Annotated in this window: 10 protein-coding genes; 5 read left to right on the forward strand and 5 right to left on the reverse strand. The window is 66.2% G+C overall.

What is annotated here, in order from left to right:
* Positions 1–76 precede the first annotated feature (76 nt).
* From DFW101_RS08810 to DFW101_RS08820, 3 genes are all read right to left on the reverse strand, one after another.
* Complete coding sequence (locus DFW101_RS08810) at positions 77–2,128, reverse strand: cache domain-containing protein (protein WP_009181160.1); 2,052 nt, start codon at positions 2,126–2,128, stop codon at positions 77–79.
* 72 nt (positions 2,129–2,200) lie between these two features.
* Entirely contained in the window at positions 2,201–4,153 is a 1,953-nt protein-coding gene (locus DFW101_RS20150; RefSeq protein ID WP_009181161.1) for a SurA N-terminal domain-containing protein, read from the reverse strand.
* Between the two features lie 242 nt (positions 4,154–4,395).
* Entirely contained in the window at positions 4,396–6,318 is a 1,923-nt protein-coding gene (locus DFW101_RS08820) for an aconitate hydratase (RefSeq protein ID WP_009181162.1), read from the reverse strand.
* A gap of 208 nt (positions 6,319–6,526) precedes the next feature.
* Between DFW101_RS08820 and DFW101_RS08825 the strand changes: the two genes are divergently transcribed.
* Both DFW101_RS08825 and DFW101_RS08830 read left to right on the forward strand, forming a co-directional pair.
* Positions 6,527–6,706 (forward strand): hypothetical protein, encoded by a 180-nt coding sequence (locus tag DFW101_RS08825; RefSeq protein WP_043642798.1) that lies wholly within the window; start codon positions 6,527–6,529, stop codon positions 6,704–6,706.
* Complete coding sequence (locus DFW101_RS08830; protein ID WP_009181163.1) at positions 6,703–7,392, forward strand: YceI family protein; 690 nt, start codon at positions 6,703–6,705, stop codon at positions 7,390–7,392. Before DFW101_RS08825 ends, DFW101_RS08830 begins: the two co-directional genes overlap by 4 nt.
* Before the next feature lie 160 nt (positions 7,393–7,552).
* On the opposite strand, the gene DFW101_RS18980 is transcribed toward DFW101_RS08830, so the two are convergent.
* Together DFW101_RS18980 and DFW101_RS08835 are read right to left on the reverse strand one after the other, a co-directional pair.
* A complete protein-coding gene (locus DFW101_RS18980; RefSeq protein ID WP_009179523.1) occupies positions 7,553–8,725 on the reverse strand; it encodes an integrase core domain-containing protein in 1,173 nt (390 codons plus the stop codon).
* A 120-nt stretch (positions 8,726–8,845) separates the two neighbouring features.
* A complete protein-coding gene (locus DFW101_RS08835; protein WP_009181164.1) occupies positions 8,846–10,474 on the reverse strand; it encodes a hypothetical protein in 1,629 nt (542 codons plus the stop codon).
* Positions 10,475–10,808: 334 nt separating this feature from the next.
* Between DFW101_RS08835 and DFW101_RS08840 the strand changes: the two genes are divergently transcribed.
* From DFW101_RS08840 to DFW101_RS08850, 3 genes are all read left to right on the forward strand, one after another.
* Positions 10,809–12,473 (forward strand): FG-GAP-like repeat-containing protein, encoded by a 1,665-nt coding sequence (locus DFW101_RS08840; RefSeq protein ID WP_009181165.1) that lies wholly within the window; start codon positions 10,809–10,811, stop codon positions 12,471–12,473.
* Positions 12,474–12,563: 90 nt separating this feature from the next.
* Positions 12,564–13,433: a branched-chain amino acid ABC transporter permease gene (locus DFW101_RS08845; RefSeq protein WP_009181166.1), complete on the forward strand. Its 870-nt coding sequence runs from the start codon at positions 12,564–12,566 to the stop codon at positions 13,431–13,433.
* Positions 13,430–14,374, forward strand: a complete 945-nt coding sequence (locus tag DFW101_RS08850; protein WP_009181167.1) for a branched-chain amino acid ABC transporter permease — start codon at positions 13,430–13,432, stop codon at positions 14,372–14,374. Before DFW101_RS08845 ends, DFW101_RS08850 begins: the two co-directional genes overlap by 4 nt.
* The last annotated feature ends 53 nt before the right edge of the window (positions 14,375–14,427 follow it).

The following is a 14,427-nucleotide window of genomic DNA, read 5'->3' on the forward strand; positions in this document are numbered from 1 at the left end:
AGGGGGTCACCCCCTCCCGGACCCTCCCGGATGGACCATGGTGGACGGCTTTTTCGTCGCGGCGCGAAAGGCTCGGCTAGATACGGACCTTGATGACGCTCAGGAGATCGTTGGCGTAGGTGCCGTCGCGCTTGTACTCCCGGTAGCCGGCCGAATGGGCGCAGCCCACGGCATAGAGCCTGTCGCCGTCGGCCACCAGGTGCGAGGTGGCCTGGCCGCAGGCCAGCTGGCAGAAGACCCCGGCCAGGTCCACGGTGTCGCCTGGCGCGTGGTCCGGGTTGGTGGAGGCGATGACCATGCCCCTGGCGTCCACGAACATGCCTTCCGACCCGTCCAGGATGTTGCCGCCGCCGTCCCGGGGCAGGGCGTCGTGGAGCATGGACAGGAACTGCGGCTCGGAGTCGAACACGATGCCGATGCCGCCAAGCACCGCGCCCCCGCCGGCCAGCGAGGTGATGGAAGCGCTGTAGATGTAGGTGGGCCGGGCACGCCCCCGCTCCTCGTAGAGGTCGGTCGCCTCGAAATTCGACACGCGGTAGCGCTGCGAATCGCAAAGGGCCAGGGTCTCGGCCACGTAGCGGTCGGCGAGGCGGCGGCCTTCCTGCCTGTGCTCGTCCGGATTGGAGCAGGCGAGAATCACCCCTTCGCGGTCGTAGACGAACAGGTTCGTGTACACGGTGTACAGGCTGTTGATGTAGGCCAGGATCTCGCGCATCCGTCCGCGATCTTCCTCCGAAAGGCGCTCCCGTTCCAGCATGCGCCGGAACTCGGAGGTCAGGGCCCACCAGCGGCAGTCGTTGGCCCGCTCGTAGAGGTTGCGGTCCATGATGTCGATGGCCAGGGCGGCCAAAAACCGCACGTCGTGCAGGCGCGAGGACGTGACGAGCTTTAAAAGGCCGCCGGTCGAGGTCTGGAAGACCTGCTGCACCTGGTCCCCGATTTTCTTGACCTCGTTCAAGACATGGGGCAGGGCTTGCGCCTCCACCTTTTCCGAGGCGTCGGCCTGGACCGACTTCTTGGCGGCCATGATCTCGCCGTTTTGCACCACGAGCTCCAGGTCCGAAAGCACGTTTTCCGACGCCTCCTCCACCTTGACCAGCCGGCCGGAAAAAATCGCGTTGCGGCGAATCGTCGCCTCGTCGAGGCCGTGGCCGTGGGTGCCGTTTTGAAAGGCCGTGGCCACGCGCTTGAGGACCTGGCCGTACCAGGGCAGGCCGAAAAAGCCCTGGTAGCCCTTGGTGGCCAGGGTCTTGGCCAGGTAGGCGTCGCCGCCGAGGGCGACCATGGTGAAGTCGTCGCGAAGCGACATCCGGTAGGTCCGGCCGACCGGCGCCTTGGCCGGATCGCTCGAGGCGATGGCCCGGCCGCCGGCATCCAGGATCAGGATGATGCTGTCCTCGGAAGAAGCCCGGAGGTTGTCGAAAATGCCTTCCATCTCGCCGGCGAAGTCGAAAAACAGGCACAGGACGCCAAGGGCCGCGCCCGAGGCCGGGTCCTTGACGGCCTGGGAATAGACCAGCGCGTCGCCGCGCCCCGGGGCCAGGTCGCTTTCCCGGTAGGTCTCCACGTAGGACGCGGCGGCCAGGGTTTCGGCCAGGAGGGGATCGGCGCTTGCGGTCACGGGATTGTCCCGGTCCAGGTGGGCCCGGACCCGGCCCCGCCTGTCGCAGACGATGATCTCGTCATAGACGGTGTATTTGTCCCGGTACTCGCCAAGCCGCCGTTCGATGCGGGCCCGGGCCTCGTCGTCGGTCTCGCTGTTTCCCAGAAACCGCACGATGTCGTCGTCCGTGGCCAGGAAGCCGACATCGGCCGTGCGCTCGAACAGGTTGCGCTTGAGGATGTCGATGGCCACCTGGGCCACGGCCGCGATCTCCAGCACGACCTTCTGGGTGTTTTCCAGAACCAGGGTGTCCACCAGGTCCTGTTGCAGGACCGCGAAGTTCTCCTGGGTCGTGATGATGAAATCAATGAGCGTCTGGGCGATGCGGCTGCAGTTGATCTTGCCGGTCAGCGTCGCCCGGGTCCATTGCCGGTCCAGGCGGGAAAGCACCTCCTGGCACTCCCCGACGCCGGACATGGCGCCGAGCAAAGACGTTTCGTGTTTCTTGATCAATTCCCTGTTCATTGCGATTCCTCCCCCTCCAAAAAAAGGGCGCGGCCGAGGCCGCGCCCTTTGGCGTGTCGCGGATCGGCCGCGTTATTCGGCCGCGCCCGGGGTCGGAGCGCCAGGGCCGGTCGGCTTGGGGCCGAGGATGGCGTCGTTTAGGATTTCCACCTTGGCCGTCTGCTGCACGGTCTGGAGGTAGGCCTTGAAAAGCTCGGACTGCTTGGACTGGGCGAGGGTGGACATCCAGCGGTCCTTTTCCTTGTCCCACAAGGCCGTCTCGGCCGGCATCCGCTTCTCGAGGCCGGCCAGCACGTAGCCGTCGGACACGGCGTAGGCCGCCTTGAACCAGCCGGGACCGGTGGCCTCGAAGGCCGTCTGGACCAGCACCGGGGCCATGCCGAGGGCCGGGATGAAGCCCTGGCGGGTAAACGGCTGGGAAATCTGGATCTTGTCCTTGTAGTCGGCCAGGACCTTGGCCTTGCCTTCCTCGGTCTCCATGGCCTTGGCCACGGTGTCGGCCTGGGCCCGGGCCCGCTTCTGGGCCTCCTCGGCCACGAGCCGGTCCTTGATGACGTCCGTGACGGCTTCCATCGGCTCGAAGCCGGCCGGCTTCGTCTCGGCCACCCGGGCCAGCAGGAACCCGTCCTGGGTCGAGAGCGGCTGGTCGGCCCCGCCGCCCTGCTTGAAGGTGAAAAGCGCGGCCAGGGCCTGCTCCGACAGGCCGAGTTCGGCCGGCGGGGTGTCCTTGGCAAAAAAATCGGTCGTCTTGGTCTCGAGCTTCTCTTCTGCGGCGGCCTTTTTGAGGTCCTCGCCGGCAGCGACCTTTTCCTGGATCGTGTCCAGGGCCTTGGTCAGCTTGTCGGCGGCCTTCTGTTCGGCCAGGTCGCTTCGGATCTCGTCCTTGACTTCGGCCAGGGTCTTCTCGCCGGCGGCCTGATGCTCGCCGGCCTGGATCAGGTGCAGGCCGAGCGCGGTGCGCACGGGTTCGCCGATCTCGTCTTTCTTGAGCGAAAAGGCTTTCTCCTCAAAGGCGCCGAATTCCTTGGGCAGGCTGCCCTTGGGCAGCCAGGCCCAGTCTTCGCCGATGAGCCCCTCGGGGTTGTTGGGGTTTTTCGGCAGAAGCGAGGCGAAGTCCGCCCCGGCCTTGAGCTTGGCGGCCAGATCCTTGAGTTTGGCCGTGGCCGCGTCCACGGCCTCTTTCGGCGCGTCGGCCGGCAGCATGACGAGGAAGTGGCGCACCCGGACCTGTTCGGGCTTGGCGTACTTCTTCTGGTTGGCCTTGTACGCCGTCTCGATATCCGCGTCGGTCACCTCGGCCGGCTTGGCCAGGGCCTTGGGCGTGAATTCCACGTAGTCGATCCTGATCTGGGCGGGCGTGGCGAACTGGTCTTTTCTGGCCTCGTAGTAGGCCTTGATCTGGTCCGCGGTCGGGGCGACACCCTTGGTGAAATCCTCGGTCTTGAAGGGAATGTAGTGGATGGTGGCCTGCTCGCGCATGAAGTCGAAGATGGAGCGGGCCTCGGTGTCGGTGACGGCCGCCGGCAGGCTGACGTAGGCGGCCAGCTTTTCGAGCAGCAGGTTCTGGCGGAAGTCCGCCTCGAACTCGCCCGGGGTCACGTCGTTGGCCTGGAGCAGATTTTCGTAGCGCTTGGCGTCGAACTGCTTGGACTCGTTCTGGAAGGCCGGGATCTTGGCGATCTCGGCCCGCAGCTCTTCCGGGGACACGGCGATGCCGAGCTTGGCGGCCTGGTCTTCCAGCAGACGCGTGGTCACCATGTTGCTGAAGACCTGCCAGCGAAAGCCCCCGTCCTGCAGATCCTTGTCCGTGACATTGGGGTTTTTGTTTTTCACCAGGCGCAGGTTTTCCTGGTAGGCCTTTTCATAGTCCTTGATGAGGACGGGCTGGCCGTCGATGGTGGCAAGGACCGTGGCCTTGTCGCCCTGGAAGCTGCCGACGCCCCAGAAGACGAAGACCAGGATAATGAGGCCGAAAACGATCTTGATGCCCCACGATTGGGCGTATTTCCGCATGGGATCGAGCATTTTTACTCCTCGGCGCGTGGTGCGCCGCTTCGCGTGTCGCGTCCGCCGGATCGGTCCCGGCGGATTCGGGAAAAGACTGGCGGGAACGTAGCCGCTTTTAGCGAAAAAACAACGTTCCGTATCGTCACGGGCGCGGGCTGGTGTGGCGACCCTTAAAAAATACACCAGTATTTTTTAACAAAAAAGTAATCATCTTATATGGTTAACCATGGAAAGCATGCACTTTTTTCCTGGACGCGACACTAGGCCCGGGCCTGCCGCACGAGGTTCAGCAGGCCGCCAGCCCGGATGATCTCCAGTTCCTTGGCGGTCAGGTCGTTTTTGACGGCAACCGGGCCCACGCCGGCAACCGTCATCGCAACGGTGCCGCCAGGCGTGATGTCGCCGGTCCGGATGGCGATCTCCGCCCCGGCCGGGATGCGGTCGTAGTCGGCCTTGTCCGCCAACAAAAGCGGCAGGATGCCGAAGTTGACCAGGTTGGCCCGGTGGATGCGGGCCATGGACTTGGCCACCACGGCCACCACGCCGAGGTAGCGGGGCCCGAGGGCCGCGTGCTCGCGGCTCGATCCCTGGCCGTAGTTGTCCCCGGCCAGGATCACGCCCTTGCCGAGCTTTTTGATGCGCGGCACGAATTCGGCGTCCACCCGGCTGAAGATGTATTCGCTGATGGCCGGGATGTTGGAGCGAAGGGCCGTGATCTGGGCCCCGGCCGGCAGGATGTGGTCGGTGGTGATGTCGTCGCCGACCTTGAGGGCCACCGGCGCCGCAACCGTGGCCGCAAGCGGCGTGAAGGGCGGCAGGGGCGCGATGTTCGGGCCGCGCTTTATTTCCACGCCCGCACCGTCGGCCGGGGGGGTGAGAAAGAGGTGACGGATGCTCGGGGCGTTCTCCGGCAGCTCGGCCCGGGCCGGAGCCTCGCCCCAGGTGGCCGGGTCCGAGAACTCGCCGCGCAGGGCGGCCATGGCCGCGGTTTGCGGGCTGACCAGATAGACCTTGGCGTCCTGGGTGCCGGAGCGGCCCTCGAAATTGCGGTTGAACGTCCGGGCGCTGACCCCGCCCGAGACCGGCGAGCCGCCCATGCCGATGCACGGGCCGCAGGCGCACTCGAGGATGCGGGCCCCGGCGTCGAGCATCGGGTCGATGCGGCCCTCGGCGGCCAGCATCTTGAGCACCTGCTTGGACCCGGGTGCGATCAAAAGATCCGTGGTCGGGTCGATGCGCTTGCCGGCCAGGATCTCGGACACGGCCATGAGGTCGGCATACGACGAGTTGGTGCACGAGCCGATGCAGGACTGGTCCACCTTCATGCCGGCCAGTTCCCGGATGGTCACGGCCCGGTCCGGCATGTGGGGGGCGGCGGCCATGGGCTCAAGCGTCGAAAGGTCGATCTCGATCACCTCGTCGTAGGCGGCGTCGGGATCGGCGGTGAGCTCCACCCAGTCGCCGGGGCGGCCCATGGCCGTCAGGAAGGCCTTGGTTGCCGCGTCGCTCGGGAAAATCGAGGTCGTGGCCCCAAGCTCGGCCCCCATGTTGGTGATGACCGCCCGCTCGGGCACCGACAGCGTGGCCACGCCCGGTCCGGCGTACTCGATGACCTTGCCGACCCCGCCCTTGACCGTCATGATCCCCAAAAGCGTCAGGATCACGTCCTTGGCCGTGGCCCAGCCGGTGAGCCTGCCGGTCAGGTTGACCTTGACCACCTTGGGCATGGCGATGACGTAGGCCTCGCCGGCCATGGCCAGGGCCACGGACAGGCCGCCCGCGCCCATGGCCATGGAGCCGACGCCGCCGGCGGTCGGGGTGTGGGAGTCCGACCCGACCAGCGTCCTGCCCGGCCTGGCGAAATTTTCCAGGTGGAGCTGGTGGCAGATGCCCGTGCCGGCCGGCGAGAAGGTGATGCCGTATTTGGCGGCCACGGTGCGCAGGTAGGCGTGGTCGTCGGGGTTGCGGAAGCCCATCTGGAGCGTGTTGTGGTCCACGTAGCTGACCGAAAGCTCGGTGCGCACGCGCGGCAGCCCGATGGCCTCGAACTGCAGGTAGGCCATGGTGCCGGTGGCGTCCTGGGTCAGCGTCTGGTCGATGCGCAAGGCAATCTCGGCGCCGGGGGTCATTTCTCCGGAAACGAGGTGGTCCTTGATGATTTTTTGCGTAAGATTGAGCGCCATGGAGGATTCCTTTGAGGTATGACGGAAAAGGGAAAAAGGTCCGGCCTGCATGCCTCCCCCGGCGGCCGAAGTCAAGGGGCCGAACCGCTTGCGGTCCTGGCGCCGCAGGGCCCCAGGCGTTGGGCCGGGCCGCCCGCCCCCCCGGCCCGGCTGTTGACTAACCGCTACGACGGGCGCAAACAGAGAGCATCGGGAAAAGGAGCACGCGATGGAGTTTCACGACGGCGTGCGCGCCGCCTTCGGCATCCCCGCCCGCTTCCGGATTCCGCGCATCATGGCCGTGGGACACCTGAAGCCCGGAGCCGCCGTCCTGCCGCCCAAATGGCGCCCGGGCCTGGGCGACATTCTCTCTCGCCTGCCCGACCCTTCCCAAGGAGAAAACGCATGAAAACCGTCCTGCCAGCACTTCTCATCCTGGCCGCCCTCGGCCTCGCCCCCTGCCCCGCTCCGGCCCAGGCGGCCGATCCCCAGCCCGGGGCCGACGCCGCCAAGGCGGCCGCGCCGCCGGCTCCGGTCGTGGACGGCGTCACCCTCGACACGCCCCACCTCTCGACCACCTTCTGGATCCGCCACATCCTGGCCCCGGTGGCCGGACGCTTCGACCAGGCCGCCGGCACCATCGACCTCCCGGCCAAGTCGCCGGACAAGGGCCACGTCCGCTTCACCGTCAAGACCGAAAGCGTGGACACCGGCGTGGCCGCCCGCGACACCCACCTGCGCACCGCCGAATTCCTCGACACCGCCGTTTATCCGGAAATGACCTTCGTCAGCGACCGGATCGTGGCCGGTCCCAAGGGCGTCTACAACGTCACCGGCAAGCTGACCATCAAGGACGTGACCAGGACCGTCACCATCCCGGTCCGCGCCCTGGGCACCAAGCCCAGCCCCATGACGCCCTGCGTCGACGTCTCGGGCTACGAAGCCTCGCTCTCGCTCAACCGCCTCGAATACCACGTCGGCACCGGCAAGTACTTCAAGATGGGAGTCGTCGGCGACACCGTCGACATCCGCCTCGCCGGCGAAACCCTCGGCCAGCGGCCCAATTGCGTGCCGCCGCCCCACCCGCAGCAGTAAGACGAGAGAAGAGAAGAATGCCTCCGGCGGCCGGGAGGGGGTCACCCCCTCCCGGACCCACCCGCCTCCCCAACCCCCGCCCACCCCGTTCGGGGGGTCCGGGGGCTGTGCAACCGGGAACATCGTTGACAGTTTGGACCGGGTACATCCCTGACACTTTTTAGCTGATCAGGGATCGAACCGGAACCACCCGTTTGGGGTCTTTGGGGCAAAACCCGCCGAGCAGGTGCTCTCCAAGATAAACCAGCCAACGATCATCATAATTTCTGGTCAGGCCGATGCGACATTTCGCAAATGCCTCGCCGAGAAAAATCTGCCTGCCTTCCCAGTTGAACATCCCATCCCGGCGAACCGTCCGACTTTCGAAAGAGGAGGGATACTCAAAGCATGGTTCGTTTCGAGGCAGCCGCCGGGACGAAGGCCGGTAGATTGAAGCCGGCGTGGCCTGATCAAGTGCTTCATGGGGACGATGGCTATTAAATCGCTCCCGCCAGGACTCCAATCGTTCTTGTTGCTCCCGCAGATTCGCCGAAGGCGGGATAGTGGCTTCCAGTTTCAAGGTCCGATGCATTCTTTCGTGGCAGCCATTTTGCTCGGGCTTTCCAGGCGCGATGAAGTCCACGACAATACCCAGCTGGAGCCACCAGACGCTTAAGCCGGTCAAACCTGCGATCCCGGTCGAACCAAACGGAGTCCCATTGTCCACGCGGATGGCGCGTGGCAGGCCGTATCGCATAAACACCCGCCGCATCGCCTCTTTTGTTCGTTCAAGCGTCTGCGTAGGAAAGACGTAACACCCTAAGACATAGCGGCTAAAGATGTCACTGATTGTCAAAGGATGGCAAATGCTCCTGTCCTCCAGGCGAAACCAGCCCTTGTAATCCGCACTCCAAACATCATTTGCCTGTTTGGGCTGCCGGAGATCCTCTCGCCGCAACCGGCCTCCTGACTGACGGCGCTTTGCTTTTGTGGCGGTGATCAATCCGTGCCGTTTCAAAATGTCGCCGGCTGTACTTTTGGCCGGTGGGTACTCTATGCCGTGCACATCTTGCAGAAGCCTGACGAGCTTTTTGGGACCCCAGTAGGGATTCTCCTGTCGCAATGCGAGTAATAACGTGACGACTGCATCAGGTGTTTTGTGCGGGCAATGCCGGGCAACGCGGCTTCGTTCCCCAAGCCCTTCCCCTGCCTGATAGCGGCGCAGCCACTTGTAACCCGTTTCGCGACTGATCCCATACTTGCGGCACAAGGCTGCAAATGATTCCCGTCGCTGCGACAACTCCACAATGAACCGGGCGCGTTCTTCCATCGGATTGACCTTTTTCCAGGGCATTGGAGCTTCCTCCTCTGCCCAAAAGTGTCAACCATGTACCCGGTCCGTTCTGTCAATCATGTACCCGGTTCATACCGGCGTCACGCCCCCCGGCCGCCGGAGGCATCTTCCCTTCCTCCCTTATCCACCCCGCCGCGATGCACCGCCGCCGCCGCTGCGCCTCGCGCCGGGCGCTTCGGCGCGCAGGCGGGCGGCCCCGTCCGCGGCAAAGGGCAGGGTGAGGACGGTCAGGGACACGGCCGGCAGGGCCAGCCGGGCCTGGCCCTGGCGGATGTCGACCGGCGCGCCGCGGCGAAGGAACGGACGCGGGTCGTCCGGACCGAGGCCGGACCAGACGGTGCGTGCGGCCGCGCGGCCGGGCCGGCCGCCGTCAAGGCGCACGGCCACGTCGCGGGCCGTGTCCTTGTTGAGAAGAAAGACGGTCATCTCGCCGGTCCGGTCGTCCTGGAAGGCGACGGTCCGCACGCCCGGCGCGTCCGTGGCCGCCACCAGCCGGCCGCCGAGGCGCGCGGCCAGGAGTTTGACGGCCGTGCCGGTGGGCAGGAGGTTGTTTTTGCCGTCAAGGGCGTCCCAGAGTTCCGGGCCGGTGTCGTTGTTGAGCCAACGGGTGGCCCAGACTTGCGCCGTCACCACCCGGGGGTCGCTTATGGCCTGCCCCATCATGTCGAACAGGACCAGGGCGTGGCCGAGGGTGTTTTCGTGCTTCCAGCCGAGGTTCCGGGGATGGGCATACCAGTCGGCGGAGTTGATCTCGGTCAAGAGGTAGCGCAGGCGGCCGGCCAGCCCGGGCGGCCCGTAACGGCGGGCCGCCTTGTCGATCTCCTCCACCCCGAGCATGCGCACCGGGTTTTCCCGGTAATAGTCGTAGCCGTACCAGGAATAGCAAGGGTATTCGTGGACGGCGACGAAGTCGATGCTGCCGGCCGCCTGGGCAAAGACGGCCTCCCACCAGGGGGTGGTGACGCCGTTTAAATTGTCGAGGGCGCCGACGCCGTCGGCCGCGACCGGGCCGTTGGCGCCGACCTGGATGGTCGGGTCCACGCCCTTCATGGCCGAGGCGAAAACCACGAAATCCCGGGCGTAGTCCGCCGCCCTGGCCCCGCCGTTGTAGACGTAGAAATACGATTCGTTGCCGATTTCCCAGTATTTGACGCCGTAGCCCCGCTCGATGTTGGCGTAGCGGACCCAGGAAACGGCGTTTTCGAGGAGCCTGGCCAGGTCCGGCACGGTCTCGCCCGGTTCGCCGGGCTTGTACATGGAGTCGTAGGCCACCACGATGACCGGCTCGGCCCCGGTTTCGCGGCACAGGCGGATGAAGGCGTCGAAATCGAGCGGTTTGTGCACGTACCGGTCGTGGAGCAGGTCGTAGACCCGGGCGTCGTTGGACGGCCATTCCTCGGGCCCGAGCCGGGCGAGTTGCGGACCCGGCTTGTGGAACGGCGGCGCGGCCCACAGCATGCCGTCGGACTTTTCGCCGCCGGGATAGCGCAGGGTGCCGGCCCGCATGTCGAGGACGGCCCGGGCCAGACGCCGGGCCCCGGGCCGGCGGTTGGCGTCGTTGTCGAGCAGGTAGTTGACGTTTAGGCCAAGGAGCGAGCGGCTGGTGGCGCGAAGCGTCCTCGCGGCATCGACGGTGACGGCGGCTGGAGCGGCGGCGGGCGGCTCGGCGGCCCGGACGGGCCGGGAGAGGATCAGGCCGGCGAGCAGGAGTGCCGCGGCCGCGAGCGTTTTGGTCGAAAAACAGGGCATGGACCTCTTCCTTGCGGGCAAAGGCAGTGCGTCTAGCCTTGGGAAGCCGTTGTGGCAAGCGCGGCCGGCCGGCGTTTGGATGACGTTTTGGCAACCAGGTCTTCCGGCGGCAGCTTTACCGATGTGGCCCAAGCGCGTAACCGCAGGCCCCGTCGTCCGACTGGACGCATGGGAAACGCGGCGCGGCGGTCCCGACCGGCGGGGCCGCCATGAAAGCGGCCCTTGCAAGGGCCTCGGCTTTGATAGTAATGCAGGGCCTCGCGGCAGGCCGGCCCGAGCCCGACGCCGCGCTCCCGGACAAATCGGTCCACACACGGACCCGGAGGAACCCCCTATGACGCTTTTCCGTCGCCTCGTCCTTTTGGTCGCGGCCTTGCTGTGCCTGCCGGCGACCGCGCTGACCGCCGAGGTCAAAACCTTTGCCGTGGCCCCCTTTGCCGTGCACGGCCCCGAGAAATACCAGTACCTGAGCCAGGGCGTGCAGAGCATGCTCGAGTCGCGCATGAACTGGCCCGGCCACCTGACGCCCCTGGACAAGGGCAAGGTCGCGGCCCGGCTGGCCAAGGCGCCGGCCTCCGAGGCCGAGGCCCAGAAGGCCCTGGCCGACATCGGCGCGGATTACCTCGCCTACGGCGCGGTCACGGTATCCGGGGAACAGGCCAGCATCGACATCATGGTCGTGGGCAAGGGTGGCAAGAAATGGCCGAAAAACCTGAGCACCAAGCTGGCCGACCTGATCCCGGCCATGGAACGCACGGCCCAGGCCTTGAATAACGAGATCTTCCAGCGCCCGGCCGGCCCGGCCTCGGGCAAGGGCGAGGGCGGCCAGACCATCAACCAGATGAACCCGGATTTCGTGGTCAACCAGACCAGCGAAAACCAGAAGGTCTTCCTCAACCCGTCGTTCCGCTACGCCGGCCCCTCCGACACCCCGGGCGTATGGCGCAGCCAGTCCATGCCCATCGTCTCCGCCGGCATCTCCGTCGCGGACCTAAACGGCGACGGCCACAACGAAGTGGCCATCCTGACCCAGCACTCGGTCGAGACCTACGTCTACAAGGACCGCCAGCTGCTGCCCCTTGGCCGGTACGAGACGCCGCCCAACCTCAAACTCTTGAACATCAGCACCCTTGACGTGAACGGCGACGGCAAGGCCGAAATCATCGTCTCGGCCAGCTACTTCAAGGAGCCGCGCTCGTTCATCCTCGGCCTCGAGGGCAACCAGCTCAAACCCCTTTACAAGGACATCAAGCTCTACCTGAACGTGGCCGCCGTGCCGCCCGACTTCACCCGCCAGCTCGTGGGCTCCAAGGGCGAACCCAAGGAACTCTTCGTCCAGGGCGTGCACAACGTCATCTTCTCCGGCGGCCAGCCCCAGCTCTCGACGCGGCTGAACCTGCCGAGCAAGGCCAACCCGTTCAACTTCGTCTATCTGCCCGAGAAAAGCGGCTACAAGGTCGTCTTGAACGACGACAAGGACCATCTGGTCGTCTACACGGCCAAGGGCGAACGCGTGGCCGCCACCGAGGAGCAGTACTGCGGCTCGGCCATCGGCCTGGAATTCGACCCGCTCATGGCCCCCATGGACAAGCCCAAGTCCGACTATCTTTGGACCTACTACTACATCCCGCTGCCCATGATCGTGGCCAACCTCGACAAGGACGACCGCAGCGAACTGCTCGTCAGCAAGAACATCTCCCTGGCCGCCCAGTTCTTCGAGACCTTCCGCACCTTCTCCCAGGGCGAGATCCACTCCCTGTACTGGGACGGCGTGGGCATGAACCTCCTGTGGAAGACCCGGCGGATCAAGGGCACCATCACGGGCTACGCCCTGGCCGACATCGACAACGACGGCCAGAAGGAACTCGTGGTGTGCTTGAACACCTGGCCCGGCGCCACCGGCACCTCGGCCCGGCGCACCATCGTCCTGGCCTACAAGATCGACACCTCGAACGTCGGCCAGCCCGGCGAATACGGCATCGACCAGAGCGGGGAATAACCCGCCCTACGCGACTCCCGGACGGGGGAACCGCATCCTGCGGCGGTTCCCCCGTCTTTTTGTGCAAAAAAAGCTTTTTCCGAGGTCCCTTTGTTCGCCTTGTACCTGGCCCAGATCGTCAACTCGGGACTGGCCCTGGGGGCCGTCTACGGCATCATGGCCCTCGGGTTTTCCCTGATCTTTTCCGCCAGCCGGCTGATCAACTTCGCCCAGGGCGAACTCTTGCTCCTTGGCGGCCTGATCACGGCCACCCTGGCCGGTTCCATGCACCTCTCCCCGCTCCTTGCCCTCCTGGCCGCCGTGGCGGCCGGACTGGGGCTTGGCCGGGCCCTTTTCGCCACCACCCTTGGCCTGACCCTTCGCGCCTCGCCGCTTCGGCAACTCATGCTGACCGTGGCCGCCAGCCTGGTTTTCCAGGGCGTGGCCATCCTGGCCTGGGGCAAGAGCCCGCTCATGCCGCCGCGCCTCTTGCCGCTGCCGGACCTCCGGCTCGGACCGCTGTTTCTTGGCCGCGACACGGCAACAGCCCTGGTCCTGGCCGTGGCCTGCATGGCCGTTCTCGGGGTCTTCCTGAACCACACCCGGCTTGGCCGGGCCCTGCGCGCCACCTCGCAAAACGCCGTGGCCGCCCGCCTCCAGGGGGTCAATCCGGTCTTTTGCCACGCCCTGTCCTTTGCCCTGGCCGGGGCCCTGGCCTCGCTGGCCGCCCTGGCCGTCGGGCCCCAGACCGGCCTTCGCTACGACATGGGCCTTGGGCTCGGGCTCAAGGGCTTCGCCGCGGCCACCATCGGCGGTTATACCTCCCTTGGCCGGGTCTTCGCCGGCGGCTTGGTCCTCGGCCTGGCCGAGGCGGCCCTGGTGCTGCTCCTTTCCGGCGAACTCAAGGAAACCGCCACCTACGCGCTCATCATCCTCCTGCTCGTCCTCGTTCCGGGCGAAGGCGAGGCCGACCGCCCATGACGGCCCTGCGGCTGCCCCGCCAGGCCTCCCTGGGCCTTTTTTTCGCCGCCCTGGCCCTTGTCGGCCTCGTCACGCCGTCCTACCGGCTGCTCGGCGTCAACCAGCACCTGTTCCTGGCCTTGAACGTTTTGGCGCTTAATTTCTGCCTGGGCCTCGGCGGCCAGATCTCCCTGGCCCAGGCCGCCTTTGCCGGGCTCGGGGCCTACGGCTCGGTCCTTTTGCACGCCCGTTTTCCCGGGGCGACGCTTCTGATCGCGCCGGCGGTGGTCTTTGGCGTGGGCCTGCTGGCCGCGCTCCTGAGCCGCCCCATGGAACGGCTCGGGGAAGGCTTTCTGGCCATGGCCACCCTGTGCGTGTCCCTGGTCACCATCAACCTGGCCCTGACCCTGGAGGGCCTGACCGGCGGCTCGGCCGGACTCATGGTCGAAAGCCAGCTCGCCCTGCCCGTGATCGGCCCCCTGGCCGGCGACCGGACCACCTTTTTCCTCTTTTTCGGCCTCATGGCCCTGGGGGCCTACCTCTTCCAGGCCATGCGCGACAGTCGGCTCGGCCGGGCCCTGGCCGCCTGTCGGGACGACCGTCACGCGGCCTCGAGCCTCGGCATCGACCGGCCGGCCGTCCGGGCCGTGTCCTTTGGCCTCGGCGGGGGGCTCTCGGCTGCGGCCGGGGTCATCCACGGCCACTACATCGGCTTCATCAGTCCCGAGCAGTTCAATCTGGAGCTTTCCCTCAAGGCCCTGCTCTTCCTGGTCATCGGCGGGCCGGGCAACCTGTTGCGCCCGCTTCTGGCCGCCCTGGTCCTCGAAACGGCCATGGGCTGGCTGCAGGTCCTCGGCGAGGCCCGCACCCTCGTCAACGGACTGCTCCTCGGCACGGCGCTCCTGGTCGGCTACCACCGGGGCCGGACCGGCCGTCCCCCCTCGCTTCCCTTGCAAAAATGATTTACACGGCTCCCGTTGCGGTTCAAAATCCCTGTCGCCCTTTCGCGACAATC

The organism is Solidesulfovibrio carbinoliphilus subsp. oakridgensis, assembly GCF_000177215.2.
Lineage (GTDB): Bacteria > Desulfobacterota > Desulfovibrionia > Desulfovibrionales > Desulfovibrionaceae > Solidesulfovibrio > Solidesulfovibrio carbinoliphilus.